The sequence below is a fragment of the Lichenibacterium dinghuense genome (assembly GCF_021730615.1).
In the GTDB taxonomy this organism is placed as follows: Bacteria; Pseudomonadota; Alphaproteobacteria; order Rhizobiales; family Beijerinckiaceae; genus Lichenihabitans; species Lichenihabitans dinghuensis.
Window position 1 is genome coordinate 1,820,857 of record NZ_JAJLMN010000001.1, and the last position, 13,396, is coordinate 1,834,252.

General features: G+C 72.9%; 15 protein-coding genes. 9 read left to right on the forward strand and 6 right to left on the reverse strand.

Annotated features, from left to right (window positions below; translation table 11 throughout):
• Window positions 1-58: 58 nt before the first annotated feature.
• Together L7N97_RS08790 and argF are read left to right on the forward strand one after the other, a co-directional pair.
• Window positions 59-1,318, forward strand: a complete 1,260-nt coding sequence (locus L7N97_RS08790; RefSeq protein WP_237477935.1) for an aspartate aminotransferase family protein — start codon at window positions 59-61, stop codon at window positions 1,316-1,318.
• The gene (argF, locus tag L7N97_RS08795; RefSeq protein WP_237477936.1) at window positions 1,315-2,268 is read left to right on the forward strand and encodes an ornithine carbamoyltransferase; all 954 of its coding nucleotides are present in this window, start codon (window positions 1,315-1,317) and stop codon (window positions 2,266-2,268) included. The genes L7N97_RS08790 and argF overlap by 4 nt, the downstream gene beginning before the upstream one ends.
• A 312-nt stretch (window positions 2,269-2,580) precedes the next feature.
• Here argF and L7N97_RS08800 read toward each other — a convergent pair whose 3' ends face one another.
• Complete coding sequence (locus L7N97_RS08800) at window positions 2,581-3,531, reverse strand: IS110 family RNA-guided transposase (RefSeq protein WP_237482119.1); 951 nt, start codon at window positions 3,529-3,531, stop codon at window positions 2,581-2,583.
• Window positions 3,532-3,828: 297 nt separating this feature from the next.
• Between L7N97_RS08800 and L7N97_RS08805 the strand changes: the two genes are divergently transcribed.
• A complete protein-coding gene (locus L7N97_RS08805; RefSeq protein WP_237477937.1) occupies window positions 3,829-4,650 on the forward strand; it encodes an RMD1 family protein in 822 nt (273 codons plus the stop codon).
• A 213-nt stretch (window positions 4,651-4,863) separates the two neighbouring features.
• A complete protein-coding gene (locus L7N97_RS08810) occupies window positions 4,864-5,058 on the forward strand; it encodes a hypothetical protein (RefSeq protein WP_237477938.1) in 195 nt (64 codons plus the stop codon).
• Here L7N97_RS08810 and mutY read toward each other — a convergent pair.
• Window positions 5,005-6,096 carry an A/G-specific adenine glycosylase gene (mutY, locus tag L7N97_RS08815; RefSeq protein WP_237477939.1) on the reverse strand — a complete coding sequence of 364 codons (1,092 nt, stop codon included), beginning with the start codon at window positions 6,094-6,096 and terminating at the stop codon, window positions 5,005-5,007. The two genes, L7N97_RS08810 and mutY, sit on opposite strands and share 54 nt — an antisense overlap.
• A gap of 71 nt (window positions 6,097-6,167) precedes the next feature.
• Here mutY and L7N97_RS08820 point away from each other — a divergent pair, with 71 nt between their 5' ends.
• The 3 genes from L7N97_RS08820 to L7N97_RS08830 all read left to right on the forward strand — a co-directional run bounded on the left by L7N97_RS08820 (window position 6,168) and on the right by L7N97_RS08830 (window position 7,873).
• Window positions 6,168-6,701, forward strand: coding sequence for a DUF721 domain-containing protein (locus L7N97_RS08820; protein ID WP_237477940.1), 534 nt, complete (start codon window positions 6,168-6,170; stop codon window positions 6,699-6,701).
• Window positions 6,702-6,797: 96 nt separating this feature from the next.
• A complete protein-coding gene (locus L7N97_RS08825; RefSeq protein ID WP_237477941.1) occupies window positions 6,798-7,448 on the forward strand; it encodes a DsbA family protein in 651 nt (216 codons plus the stop codon).
• Window positions 7,449-7,453: 5 nt separating this feature from the next.
• The gene (locus L7N97_RS08830) at window positions 7,454-7,873 is read left to right on the forward strand and encodes a GNAT family N-acetyltransferase (protein WP_237477942.1); all 420 of its coding nucleotides are present in this window, start codon (window positions 7,454-7,456) and stop codon (window positions 7,871-7,873) included.
• A 52-nt stretch (window positions 7,874-7,925) separates the two neighbouring features.
• Here the strand turns inward: L7N97_RS08830 and L7N97_RS08835 are convergent, their stop codons facing one another.
• Together L7N97_RS08835 and L7N97_RS08840 are read right to left on the reverse strand one after the other, a co-directional pair.
• Window positions 7,926-8,900, reverse strand: a complete 975-nt coding sequence (locus tag L7N97_RS08835) for an Hsp33 family molecular chaperone (protein WP_237477943.1) — start codon at window positions 8,898-8,900, stop codon at window positions 7,926-7,928.
• 101 nt (window positions 8,901-9,001) lie between these two features.
• On the reverse strand, window positions 9,002-9,964 hold the full coding sequence (locus L7N97_RS08840; RefSeq protein WP_237477944.1) for a bifunctional riboflavin kinase/FAD synthetase: 963 nt from the start codon (window positions 9,962-9,964) through the stop codon (window positions 9,002-9,004).
• Between the two features lie 256 nt (window positions 9,965-10,220).
• Between L7N97_RS08840 and L7N97_RS08845 the strand changes: the two genes are divergently transcribed.
• Window positions 10,221-11,891 carry an AMP-binding protein gene (locus L7N97_RS08845; protein ID WP_237477945.1) on the forward strand — a complete coding sequence of 557 codons (1,671 nt, stop codon included), beginning with the start codon at window positions 10,221-10,223 and terminating at the stop codon, window positions 11,889-11,891.
• A 105-nt stretch (window positions 11,892-11,996) separates the two neighbouring features.
• Here the strand turns inward: L7N97_RS08845 and L7N97_RS08850 are convergent, their stop codons facing one another.
• A complete protein-coding gene (locus tag L7N97_RS08850) occupies window positions 11,997-12,287 on the reverse strand; it encodes a hypothetical protein (protein ID WP_237477946.1) in 291 nt (96 codons plus the stop codon).
• Between the two features lie 111 nt (window positions 12,288-12,398).
• Between L7N97_RS08850 and L7N97_RS08855 the strand changes: the two genes are divergently transcribed.
• Complete coding sequence (locus L7N97_RS08855; protein ID WP_237477947.1) at window positions 12,399-12,596, forward strand: hypothetical protein; 198 nt, start codon at window positions 12,399-12,401, stop codon at window positions 12,594-12,596.
• A gap of 187 nt (window positions 12,597-12,783) precedes the next feature.
• On the opposite strand, the gene recR is transcribed toward L7N97_RS08855, so the two are convergent.
• On the reverse strand, window positions 12,784-13,389 hold the full coding sequence (gene recR / locus L7N97_RS08860; protein WP_237477948.1) for a recombination mediator RecR: 606 nt from the start codon (window positions 13,387-13,389) through the stop codon (window positions 12,784-12,786).
• Window positions 13,390-13,396 lie beyond the last annotated feature (7 nt).

The following is a 13,396-nucleotide window of genomic DNA, read 5'->3' on the forward strand; positions in this document are numbered from 1 at the left end:
CGCCCGTTCCCCTTCGGCGACCGCGCGGGTCGCGGCGACGAGGGATCCTTAGCACGCCATGACGCGCCCCGCCCCGTCCCACATCCTGCCCACCTACGCCCGCGCCCCGCTCGAGTTCGAGCGCGGCGACGGCGTCTGGCTGACCACGACGGAGGGGGAGCGCTACCTCGATCTCGGCGGCGGCATCGCGGTGGCGTCGCTCGGCTACTCGCACCCGCACCTCACGGCGGCCCTGCAGGAGCAGGGCGCCAAGCTGTGGCACACGTCGAACCTGTACCGGATCCCCGGCGGGGAGCGCCTGGCCGACCGGCTCTGCGAGAGCACCTTCGCCGAGGTGGTGTTCTTCACCAACTCGGGCGCCGAGGCCAACGAGGCCGCCATCAAGATGGCGCGCAAGTACCAGTCGGCCTGCGGGCACCCCGAGAAGTTCCGCATCGTCACCTTCGAGGGGGCGTTCCACGGGCGCACGCTCGCCACCATCGCGGCGGGCGGCCAGCAGAAGTACATCGACGGCTTCGGGCCCAAGGTGGACGGTTTCGACCAGGTGCCCTTCGACGACTGGGCGGCCTTCGAGGCCGCGGTCGGACCCGAGACGGGCGCCGTGATGGTGGAGCCGATCCAGGGCGAGGGCGGCGTGCGCTCCGTGCCGTCCGAGCGGCTGCGGGCGCTGCGCTCCTTCTGCGACGCGCGGGGCCTGCTGCTGATCTTCGACGAGGTCCAGACGGGCGTCGGGCGCACCGGCGCCCTGTTCGCCGGCGAGAAGGCCGGCGTCACGCCCGACATCATGTCGATCGCCAAGGGCATCGGCGGCGGCTTCCCCATGGGGGCCTGCCTCGCCACGCGCGAGGCCGCCAAGGGCATGACGGTGGGCACCCACGGCACGACCTTCGGCGGCAACCCGCTCGCCATGGCGGTGGGCAACGCCGTGCTCGACGTGGTGCTGGAGGACGGCTTCCTCGATCACGTGCGCAAGGTCGGGCTCGCCTTCCGGCAGCGCCTGGCCGAGCTACAGGACCGCCACCCGTCGGTGATCGCGGAGATCCGCGGCGACGGGCTGATGCTGGGCCTGCGCTGCGCCGTGCCGAACGGCGACCTTGTGGCGGCGGCCCGCGCCCGCCACGCGCTCGTGATCGCGGCCGGCGACAACGTGGTGCGCCTGCTGCCCCCGCTCGTCATCACCGAGGCCGAGGTGGCCGAGGCCGTGCGCCGGCTCGACGCCGCCTGCGCCGACATCGAGGCGCAGCGCACGCCCGAGCCGGACGTCGCCGGCGCCGACGCCCACCAGAAGACCTCCGCCGTGCTCAAGGGTGCCGCATGACGCTGAACGGCACTTCCGCGCGGCATGCGCCGCCGCGGCACTTCCTCGACCTCCACGCCGTGCCGGCCGCCGAGCTGCGCGGCATCGTCGACGGCGCTATCGCGATGAAGCGGCGCCGCGCCGCGGAGGGCAAGGCCGCGCAGCCGCGGCCCCTCGCCGGCCGCACGCTGGCGATGATCTTCGACCAGCCCTCGACCCGCACGCGCGTGTCCTTCGACGTCGGCATGCGCGAGCTCGGCGGCGAGACGCTGATGCTGACCGGCGCCGAGATGCAGCTCGGCCGCGGCGAAACCATCGCGGACACGGCCCGCGTCCTGTCGCGCTACGTCGACGCCATCGTGATCCGCACGCTGGAAGCCGCGCTGGTCGAGGAGCTGGCGCACCACGCCACCGTGCCGGTCATCAACGGGCTCACCAAGGCGTCGCACCCGTGCCAGGTGATGGCCGACGTGATGACCTACGAGGAGCACCGCGGGCCGATCGAGGGCCGCACCGTGGCCTGGAGCGGCGACAGCAACAACGTGCTGGTGAGCTGGGCCCACGCGGCGCAGCGCTTCGGCTTCGCCATGCGGATCGCGAGCCCGCTCGAGCTCGGCCCCAAGCCCGCCCTGCTCGACTGGGCGAGAAGCAACGGCGCCGACATCACCGTCACCCACGACCCGTTCGAGGCGGCGCGCGGCGCCGACGTCGTGGTGTCGGACTGTTGGGTGTCGATGGGCGACGACGAGGGCAGCCGCCACAACATGCTCGCGCCCTATCAGGTGAACGCGCGGCTGATGGCGGAGGCGGACCCGAAGGCGGTGTTCATGCACTGCCTCCCCGCACACCGCGGCGAGGAGGTCACCGACGAGGTGATCGACGGGCCGCAGTCGGTGGTGTTCGACGAGGCGGAGAACCGGCTCCACGCCCAGAAGGGAATCCTGGCCTGGTGCCTGGGGGCCCTGGCCTGAGAGCGGCAGCCTGAAATCTCCAAACGTCCTCATCCTGAGCCGGGCGCGGAGCGCCCGTGTCGAAGAGCCTGCCCCGAGTTCATCGAGGGGACGCAGGCGCCCTCAGCGCAGCAGCGGGCCGCGCCTGCGTCCTTCGACACGGCCCTGCAGGCCGGCTCAGCGACTGTGTTGGATGTCGATGGATTTCGTCTGCCTTTTTTGACGGTGGCCGCGCCCGTCTCGCGCGTCAAGGCGAGCGCCTTCGCGCTCCCGCTAGCGCGGCTTACGGCCTTGACCCGCTTGCCGGTCGCGGCCCGTGGTTTGGCGTCGGCTTCAAGCTGGGACATGGGCGTCGCGCTCCTTCCACGGCTGCCCGCTCCGCAATATGGCGTTGAGCATGGTCAGCAGCTTGCGGGCAGCGGCCGTCAGCGCCACGAGCTTGGGCTTGCCGCGCGCCACGAGGTCACCGTAGAAGCGCTTCAGCACGGGGTTGTAGCGGACGCCCGACAGCGCGGCCATGTACAGGGCCGTCCGCACGCGGGCGCGCCCGCCGCCGATGCGGCTCTGTCCTGCCCAGCGGCCCGACTCCCGCGTCCACGGGGCCAAGCCCGCCAGGGCGCCGATCTGGCGTCGATCCAGCCGCCCCAGCTCCGGCAACTCGCCCAACAGCGTGCGGGCCGTCACGGTGCCGACGCCCGGCACCGACGTCAGCAGATCTTCCTGCGCCTTCCACTCCGGAAACAGGCCGATCTGCCCGTCGATGTCCGCGTCGACGCGCGACAACTCCTTCTCCAGCGCCCGCCGAAAGCGCGTGATGCTCTTCTTCAGCTTGATGTCCGTCGTCACATGCTCGCGTTGCTTGTCGGCCGCGATCATGCTCACGATCTGCCGGCGCCGATCCAGCAGCCCGCACAGGTGCCGCGTGGCCTCGTCCGGCAGCGGACGCACCTCGGGCCGCATGGTTTCCGCGAAGCGCGCGATCACTTGGGCGTCGAGCGCATCCGTCTTGGCCCGTTTGCCCCAGGCCCGCGCGTACTGGCGCACCTGGGCCGGGTTGACGATCACGACCGGAAGACCGGCCTGCGCCAACCCGTAAACCACGAGCGTCTCGTAGCCCCCCGTGGCTTCCACCGCGACCGTCGCGACCGAAACGTCCTGCAACGTTCCGGCGAGCTCGGCCAGGCCCGCTTCCGTGCGGGCCACCGTCAGGCTGCGGCCCGCAGGGTGCACGTAAACGTCGAGCTTGTCCTTGGAGACGTCGATCCCGACATGCTGGGCAACCATCGTGTCCCGTCCTTGCACAATCGGGCTCTCGAGGCCCAAGCGACTGTTCGGGTTCGATGAAGCGGCAGACGGGATCCCAGGCTGAGCAGCGGGCTTGGCGTCCCTCGGATGAGACGGGTTCCCGTCCGCCTCCAGACCCGGTTTCATTCTCAAACTAGGTGACGCGAACTTACAAGGATGAGGGGCGAAGAGTCCGTCTTCCGCACTCGATATGCGATCGGGCTCGCGAGGAGCCCCCGGATCCGGCCCCATCCGGCGGGGCGTGCCCCGCGCCGCCCGTTCGGCTAGAACGGCCCCATGTCCGACCTCGCTCTCACGGCACCCAAGCCGGCCCTCCACCGCGTCACGCTGCGCGCCTTGGCGCTCGGCGCCCGGCTCGACGCCGCGGGGCTGGAGCGGCCGGACACGATATCGGTCAACCCGCTCGCCTTCTCGGTCGGCCACGCGGGCTTCGTGGCGCTGTACCGCTTCGGCGTCGCCGTGCTGGTCGGCCTGTCGCCCGTCGAGGAGGACGACTTCCTCCGGCAGATCCGCCCGCGCGTGTCGGGCGAGCGCGAGCGCGTCGACGACGAGACCGCCGTGCTGGAGGTGGCGCCCGAGGGCGCCGACCAGATCTCGCCCGGCGGCCCCATCCAGGTGCGCGACCTGTCGGCCGCGCGCCTGCTCGTGCTGGCCGACGCCCTCGCCAAGACCGTGTCGCTGGCGCGCGACGAGCGCGAGGTCAACGCCGTTCTGGACGTCATCGAGCCCTTCGCGCTGGGCCTGTCGCGCACCGGCCGGCCGCCCGGCACGCGGCGCGCCATGCTGCGGCTGATCGGGCAAGCGCTGCTGGTGCAGCACCGGCTGTCCGGCCGCGTCGCCGTCGAGGAGAAGCCCGACGTCCTGTGGGACCGGCCCGACCTCGAGCGGCTCTACGCCCGCGTCGAGGACGAATACGAGCTGAAGGAGCGCACCATGGCGCTGAAGCGCAAGCTCGACGTCATCGTGGAGACCGCCCGCGCCCTCACGGACGTGATCGAGGCCGACCGCACCACGGGGCTGGAGGTCGCCGTGGTGGCGCTGATCGTCACCGAGATCCTGCTCACGCTGGCGCAGATGTTCCTGTTCCACCACGTCTGACGCCCGGCGCGGCAGGTTCGTCGACGGGATGTCCGCGGCGGTCAACAGTTGGGCAGAATGCCTCTATTATCGACGCCCCGTGACGATCAAATGACGGTGCCGTTTAAAGAAATCATTAACCACTCTGAACCGCTCCCGGTCCGGAACTCTGTTTCACGCGGCGCATTATGGGTAAGTCGGACCGCAACGGGCGAGGCCCGCGGAGTTCTTCCCATGCTGAGTTGGATGATGGCCCTGGCGGCGCTCTGCGTCGGCTCCGGGGCGTTGGGCTTCGGCCACGTCACGCCGATGAGCGGCTCGCTGTCGGGCGTGTGCCTCGCGGTCTTCGCCCTGTCGGCGACGCTGCTGATCGGCTCATTCGAGGCCTACGAGACGCAGGCCGTCCGCCGCGACCGGGACGACGGCTGACGCCCTCGCGGCCTCCCACACCTTGGCGAAGGCGTTGGGGATGGGCTCGCGCGCGAGCTGCGCCGGGGTGACCCATCGGCAGCCCTCCGGCGCCGCGCCCGTGGGCGAGCGCCCGCGGTAGACGTCGAGCGTCAGCGCGAAATGCGTGAACACGTGCTCGACGCTCCCGACCCGCTCCAGCGGGGCGCCGCTGGAGCGCATCATGGCCTCCGCGTCGGGCGCGGCCGCCCCCCAGTCCGAGCCGAAGAACTCCGTCATGCCGCCGAGCAGGCCCTTCGACGGCCGCGTGCGCACCAGCACGGCGCCGTCCGCCCGCTCCACCACGGCCATGGCGCCGTACCGGCGCGGGGTCGCCTTCTTGGGCAGCTTGCGCGGGTAGAGCGCCTGCGTGCCGGCGGCGCGCGCGGCGCAGAAGCCCGTCAGCGGGCAGATCGCGCAGGCCGGCGACTTCGGCGTGCAGACCGTGGCGCCGAGGTCCATGGTGGCCTGCGCGAAGTCGCCCGGCCGCGCGGCGGGCACCAGCGCCGCCGTCAGCCGGCGGATCTCCGGCCGCGCCGCCGGCACCGGCGTCTCGACCGCGTGGAGCCGCGTCATCACCCGCTCGACGTTGCCGTCGACCACCGTGGCGGCCTCGCCGAACGCGATGGCGGCCACCGCCGCCGCCGTGTAGTCGCCGATGCCCGGCAGGGCGCGCAGCTCCGCCTCGGTGCGCGGGAAGCGGCCGCCGTGGCGCTCGACCACCGCCGCCGCGCAGTCGTGGAGGTTGCGGGCGCGGGCGTAATAGCCAAGGCCGGCCCATTCCTTCAGCACCGCCTCGCGCGGCGCCGCCGCCAGCGCGGCGACGTCCGGCCACAGGGCGAGGAAGCGCGCGTAGAAGCCCTTCACGGCCGCCACCGTGGTCTGCTGCAGCATCACCTCGGACAGCCACACCGCGTAGGGGTCCGGCTTCGCCGCGCCCGTCGCGCGCCACGGCAGGGTGCGGCGGTGGCGGTCGTACCAGCTGAGCAGCGCGGTCGTGACGGCGGGGGACGCGAGCATGGGGCGGTGGTAAGCTTCGGCGGTGTGGGCCCGAGCGCTAGCAGGCCGGGGCAGCGGGGGAAAGCGCCGGGATGGCTGTGACCGGGCGGACGAGATACGGCGGGCGGCCGCTGGCCGACTGGGTGGACGGCTGCATCGCGCCGGCGCTGGCCCGCTACGGCTTCGGCGAGGTCGACATCGTGTCGGGCTGGGCCGACATCGCCGGGCCGCGGGTCGCCGCCTTCGCCGAGCCGGTCGAGATCAAGTGGCCGCGCCGCGGCGCCGCGTTCAAGACGCCCAAGGGGGGCGATGCACCGTCCGAGCCCGGCGGCGGGCGCCCGCCCGCGACGCTGGTGGTGCGGGTGGAGGGCGCCTTCGCGCTGGAGCTCCAGCACTTGGCCCCGCTGCTGATCGAGCGCATCAACGCCCACCTCGGCTGGCGCTGCATCGGCAAGCTGGCGCTGCGCCAGGCGCCGCTGGCGGGCCGGCCGCCGCGCCGGGCGGCGGCCCCACCGCCGAAGCCGGCCGCGGTGGCGGCGGCGCAGGACCTCACGGGCGGCATCGACGACGAGGCCCTGCGCGCCGCGCTGGTGCGGCTCGGCGCCCGAACGCTGAAGGTCCGCTGAGGCCGCGGCGACGCGCGTTTCCCTCGCGCGCCGATCTGCATTAAACACGGCTCAGCTTCCGCGACGGTGCCGTCGCCAGCCCTGAAAGGTCCCCTCATGAGCGGTCCCGTCCTCCCCCGCCGCCGCGCCCTGCTGGCGCTGGCGGCCGTCGCGGCCCTCGCGGGCGCCGCCCCCGCGGCCTCGGCCGCCGACCAGACCGTCCCGCTCGGCCAGCTCATGGCCGAGCCGCCGCTCCCCGACCTGTGGCAGGGCTCCAAGGACGCGCCCGTCACCATGATCGAATATGCGTCGATGACCTGCACGCATTGCGCGGCCTTCCACGCCGAAACTTGGCCGACGCTGAAGGCGAAGTACATCGACACCGGCAAGGTGCGCTTCGTGCTGCGCGAGTTCCCGCTCGATCCGCTCGCCACGGCGGGCTTCATGCTCGGCCGCTGCGCCGGGCCGGACAAGCGCAACGCCATCACCGACCTCCTGTTCGACCAGCAGAAGAACTGGGCCTTCGTCGACAAGCCCGTCGAGGCGCTGGAGAACACCGTCAAGCAGGCCGGCATCACCCACGACGCCTTCGAGAGCTGCCTCAAGGATCAGGCGCTCTACAACAAGGTCAACGCCGAGCGCGACGCCGCCGGCAAGGACTTCCACGTCGACGCGACGCCGACCTTCTTCATCAACGGCGTGAAGCACCCCGGCGAGCTCAGCGTGCAGGAGCTCGACAAGATCCTGGAGCCGCTGCTCAAGAGCTGAGCCCCTTGGCCGACCTCGCCCTCGCCCTGACGGACGCGCCCGATCCGGGCGACGTGGCGCTGGTCGAGCGCGAGCTCACGGCCTTCAACGTCGAGCGGGCGCTCCCCTACGACCGCCGCCCGCTCTGCGTCTTCCTGCGCGACCGTGCGGGCCGCGCCGTCGGCGGCGCCACGGGCACCACCAACTGGGGCTGGCTGTACCTCGACTGCTTCTGGCTGCCCGAGGCGGAGCGGCGGGCCGGCTGGGGCGGGCGCGTGCTCGCCGCCGAAGCCGAAGCCCGGGCGCGCGGCTGCGGCCGGGCGCGCCTGTTCACCTACTCGTTCCAGGCGCAGGGCTTCTACGAGCGCCACGGCTACGCGGTCTTCGGCGTGCTGGACGATTATCCGCCCGGCCACCGGCAGGTGTGGATGCGCAAGGACCTTTGAAGCCGGGGCGCCCGCGCCGCCACAAGGCGGAGGAGCGCCCCGACGCGCCGCCTCACTGCGGGGCGTCGAAGTCGGCCGGGTCGAAGTCGCGGTGCACGCCGCAGAACTCGCAGGTGACGCCGATGCGGCCGTCCGGCCCGACCATGTCGCGCCGCTCCGCCACCGTGAAGGAGCGCAGCATGCCGCCGATGCGCTCGCGCGAGCAGCGGCAGGCGTCGTGCATCGCCTGGCCCTCGAACACCGTCACGCCGCGCTCGTGGAACAGGCGGAACAGCAGGCGCTCGCTCGACAGCGTCGGGTCCACGAGTTCGTGGTCCTCCACCGTGCCGGCCAGCGCCTTGGCCTCCGACCAGCTGTCGTCCTCGGGCGCATTGCGCACGAAGCCCTCGGGCGCGTCGCCGGGGTCGAGGTCGAACTGGCGGCGCCGGTCCTCGGATTCGGGCAGGAACTGCGCCAGCAGCCCGCCGGCCCGCCATTCGCTGCCCTCGCCGGTGACGTTCTGGCCGACGGCGAGGCGCACCAGCGTCGGGATCTGCTCGGACTGGGCGAAATACTGGTGCGCCGCGGCCTCCAGCCCCTGGCCCTCCAGCGGCACCACGCCCTGGTAGCGGGACATGTCGGCGCCCTGGTCGATGGTGAGCGCCAGGTGGCCCTGGCCGAGCAGCTCGGCCGAGCCGGGGTGGGCCCCCGCCGCGGCGAGGCGCTCGGCGTCGAAGCGCGCGAAGGCGCGCAGGCGATCGGGCGCGTCGAAGTCCACCACCAGCATGTCGACGGCGCCGTCCGTCTTGGTCTGGAGCTGGAAACGGCCCTCGATCTTCAGCGACGAGCCGAGCAGCGCGGTGAGGGCCGCGGCCTCGCCGACGAGCCGCGACACGGGCTCGGGATAGTCGTGCTGCTTCAGCATGCGGTCGACCGCCGGCCCGAGCCGCACCACGCGGCCGCGGATGTCGAGCGGCGTCACCGCGAAGGGGAGGACGAGGTCGTCGTGGCCGAGGTCGGAGACGGGGCGTTCCGCGCTGGTGAGCATCGTGGGTCCATGGTCGGGGGCGAGCGCGACGGCGCTCCGTTTTCCCTGAGATGGTCGCGAATGCCGTGGTTTTCCAGCGACGAAGCGGGCTTCCGGGATGCCTATCCGGCCAGCATCGCCCGCGCTTCCGCGGCGTCGACCTTCATCCGCATCACCAGCGCCTCGGCGGAGTCGAACCGTTCCTCGCCGCGGATCCAGCCGACGAAGTCGACCTCGATGTGCTGCCCGTAGAGGTCGCCGGAGAAGTCGAACAGGAAGGATTCGAGCAGCGGCGCGCCGTTGTCGAAGGTCGGCCGGCGCCCGTAGGAGGCGACCCCGCCGTATTCGCCCGCCTCCGTGCGGACCCGCACGGCGTAGATGCCGTGGGCGAGCCGGGCCGTGGGGTCGAGCCGGAGGTTGGCGGTGGGGAAGCCCAGCGTGCGGCCGAGCTTCTCGCCGTGCACCACCTCGCCCAGCACGAAATAGGGGCGCCCGAGCAGCGTCGCGGCGCGCGCCACGTCGCCCGCCTCCAGCGCGCGGCGGATCGCGGTCGACGACACGGCGGCGAGGTCGCCCATCGCGTCCGACACGATCTTGTCGATCACCGCCACGGCGAAGCCGTGCCGCACCCCGGCGTCGGCGAGGTAGGCCGGCGTGCCCGCCCGCCTGGCGCCGAAGTGGAAGTCGTAGCCCACCACGGCGGCCGCGATGCCGAGGCGGCGCACCAGCACGTCGGCCACGAAGTCTTCGGCCGACAGCGAGGCGAAGCCGGCGTCGAAGCTGCGCACCACCATGCCGTCCACCGTGCCGAGCCGGCTCAGCGCCAGGGCCTTGGCGGCCGGCGGCGTGATGCGGAAGATCGTCGGGGCGCCCGCGAAATAGTCGCCCGGGTGCGGCTCGAAGGTCAGCACGGCGGTGGGCCGCCCGAGTTCGGCCGCCAGCGCCCGCGCCCGGCCGATCACGGCCTGATGGCCGCGGTGCACGCCGTCGAAGTTGCCGATCGCCACCACGGCGCCTTCGAGGCCCGCGGGCGGCCCGTCGGGATCCTCGGCGACGATGAAACGGGGAGGGAGCGGCGCGATCAATCGGAACCCGGGGCGGAAGCCATGGCCGGCTTCTACCCCATTTCGCCGCCCCGGCACCATCGCGTTGCGGCCGCGCGCCGGTGAGGCGCGCTCCTCCGCCCTCCACGAGAGCGACCGGCGTCGTGCCGCACCGGGCGCCACGCGTGAGATCGATCGCAAGACCCCATCACAGATCGCGCGTGCGGACCCCGCGGTTTCGCCCCATGATGGCGGACGGGAGCGCCGGACGGGCGCCGGAGCACGGGAGGCGACACGCATGGATGCGGGCTTGGAGCCGAGCTTCGTTTCGGGCGCGCGCGACGTGCCGCTCCTGGAGCTCCCGATCGGCCGGGCGCTGGCCGACGCCGCCCGCCGCTGGCCGGGCCGCGACGCCCTGGTGGCGCCGCTCGGCGCCGACGAGGCCGCCGTCCGCTGGAGCTGGGCCGAGCTCGACCGCCGCGCCGAGGCCGTCGCGGCCGGGCTGCTGGCGCTCGGGCTGGAGCCGGGAAATCGCATCGGCGTGTGGTCGCTCAACACCGCCGAATGGGTGCTGACCCAGTTCGCCGCCGCCAAGGCCGGGCTGATCCTGGTCACCGTCAACCCCGCCTACCGGGCCTTCGAGCTCGAATACGCGCTGCGTCAGGTCGGCTGCGCCGCGCTGGTGCTGGGGCCGCCCTTCAAGGGGTCGGACTACCTCGCCCTGCTGCGCGAGGTCGCCCCCGAGCGGCTGCCCGACCTCCGCCTCGTGATCGCCTTCGGCCTCGACGCGCCGGGCACGATCCCCTTCGAAGCCGTGCCGGACCGCGCCACGCCGGAGGCGCGAGGCCGGGTGGCGGCGCTGGCCGGCGCCATCCGGGCCGGGGACGACGCCAACATCCAGTTCACCAGCGGCACGACGGGCTCGCCCAAGGGCGTGACGCTGAGCCACCGCAGCATCCTCAACAACGGCTTCTTCGTCGGCGCCGCCATGCGGCTCACGCCGGAGGACCGGATCTGCGTGCCGGTGCCGCTCTACCACTGCTTCGGCATGGTGATGGGCGTGCTGGCCGCGGTGACGCACGGCACGGCCCTGGTCTTCACCGGCCGCGGCTTCGACCCGCTGGCGACGCTGCGGGCCGCCGCGGACGAGCGCTGCACCGCGATCTACGGCGTGCCGACCATGTTCCTGGCCGAGCTCGACCACCCGGAGTTCGACCGCTTCGACCTGTCCGCCTTGCGCACCGGCATCATGGCGGGCTCGCCCTGCCCCATCGCGGTGATGCGGCGCGTCACCGAGCGGATGAACCTCGGCGGCCTCACCATCTGCTACGGCATGACGGAGACGAGCCCCGTGTCGTTCCAGAGCGCGGTGGACGATCCTCTGGAGCGGCGCGTGTCGACGGTGGGGCGCGTCCACCCGCACGTCGAATGCAAGGTCGTCGACGGCGAAGGGCGGGTCGTGCCGCGCGGCACCGCGGGGGAGCTCTGCACGCGCGGCTATTCGGTGATGCGCGGCTACTGGGGCGAGCCCGGGCGCACCGCCGCCGTGCTCGACGCCGAGGGCTGGATGCACACGGGCGACCTCGCCACGATCGACCCGGAGGGCTTCGGCAACATCGTCGGGCGCCTGAAGGACCTCATCATCCGCGGCGGCGAGAACGTGTCGCCGCGCGAGGTCGAGGACTACCTCTATCGCCACCCTGACGTCGGCGACGTCGCGGTGTTCGGGGTGGCGGACCCGCGCTACGGCGAGGAGGTCTGCGCCTGGGTGCGGCCGCGCCCCGGCGCCATGCTCACGGCCGAGGCGGTTCGGGACTTCTGCGCCGGGCGCATCGCCCACCAGAAGGTGCCGCGCTACGTCGAGATCGTCGACAGCTTTCCGATGACGGTCACGGGCAAGATGCAGAAGTTCCTGATGCGCGAGGCGATGGAGCGGCGCCTGGGCCTGACGCGGGAGGCGACCGCCTGAGCGGGCGCGGGCCGGCGGCGCTTCGGTCCTGCTCCGACGTCGGCATCCCGGTGGCGGGTGGCCGTTCGATCGGCACGCCCGGGCCGGTCCGCGACCCGTGACCCGTCAGGCGAAGCGGGCGTTCAGCGGGAGGGGCTTCTCGGGCTTGTGCGGGGCCTCGCCGTCCGGGTCGATCCGGCCGAGGTGCTCCTTCAGCCGCTCGGCGGCCTCGCCCATGGCCGCGAGGGCGTTGCGCAGGGCCTCGATCCTCTGGTGCTCGCTCATGTGCTCGGAATGGCCCGCCGCCGGCACGACGATCCCGAACGTGCCGAAGGGCCCGACGATCTGCACCTTGGCGCCGCCGTCGCCGTGGCGGCTCGTCTCGAAGACGGCGTGCTTGATGTTGGTGGGGGTCAAGAGGTCCTCCGTCGCCGGGCTGGCCAAGGGCTAGCGTTGCGGCCGCCAACTCGGCATGACGAAGGGGAGTTCGCGCCCCCGCGGCCTCGCGACACTTCGGCAGGGACGCGCGTGACAACCAGCTTCATCGTCGGGCTCACCTTCGGCGTCTTCCTGATCGCCTTCGGGGCCGGCCACGCCAACGGCGCGCGGGGGCGCACGATGTTCCCGGCCGCCTGGATCGACGGGCTCGTGCTGGCCTTCATCGGCCTGAACGTGCTGATCTTCAGCGTCTTCGGCTTCGCGCCCGGGGCGGGCCCGGCGCCCTGAACGGCCGGTCGTCCACCGTCATCGCGGGCGCAGCGACGCGATCCAGCCCCCGCCGCCCAGACGAGGCGCTCCCGGCGAGGCGCCATCGCGCGGCAACTCCCGTCGGCTCTGGATCGCTGCGCTCGCGATGACGGTGCAGGGGTCGTCGGGAGCGTCGCAGCCCGCATGGCGCGCCGCGCGCTCGGTGTCAGAACGCCGTGCGCGACCGCACCGCCGCCGCGAGCGTCCCCTCGTCGAGGTAGTCGAGCTCGCCACCCACCGGCACGCCGTGGGCGAGGCGCGTCACCTTGACGCCGAGGTGGGACAGCATGTCGGTGACGTAGTGGGCCGTGGTCTGCCCGTCCACCGTGGCGTTGACCGCGATGATGACCTCGCGCACGCCGCCTCCCGCGACGCGCGACACGAGGCCCTGAAGGTTGAGGTCGGCGGGGCCGACGCCGTCGAGCGGCGACAGGGTGCCGCCGAGCACGTGGTAGCGCCCCTTCACCACGCCGGCGCGCTCCAGCGCCCACAGGTCGCCCACCGTCTCGACGATGACGAGCTGCGCCGCGTCGCGCCGATTGTCGCCGCAGATCGAGCAGGGCGAGCGCGTGTCGACCGAGCCGCAGCTCTCGCAGGTGACGATGCGCTCCTTGGCGACCCGCATGGCGTCGGCGAGCGGGCTCAGCAGCTCCTCGCGCCGCCGCATCAGGTGCAGCGCCGCGCGCCGGGCCGAGCGCGGGCCGTAGCCCGGCAGGCGCGCCAGGAGCTGGATCAGCCGCTCGATCTCGGGGCCGACGACGCGGTCGGGCATGCGGGCT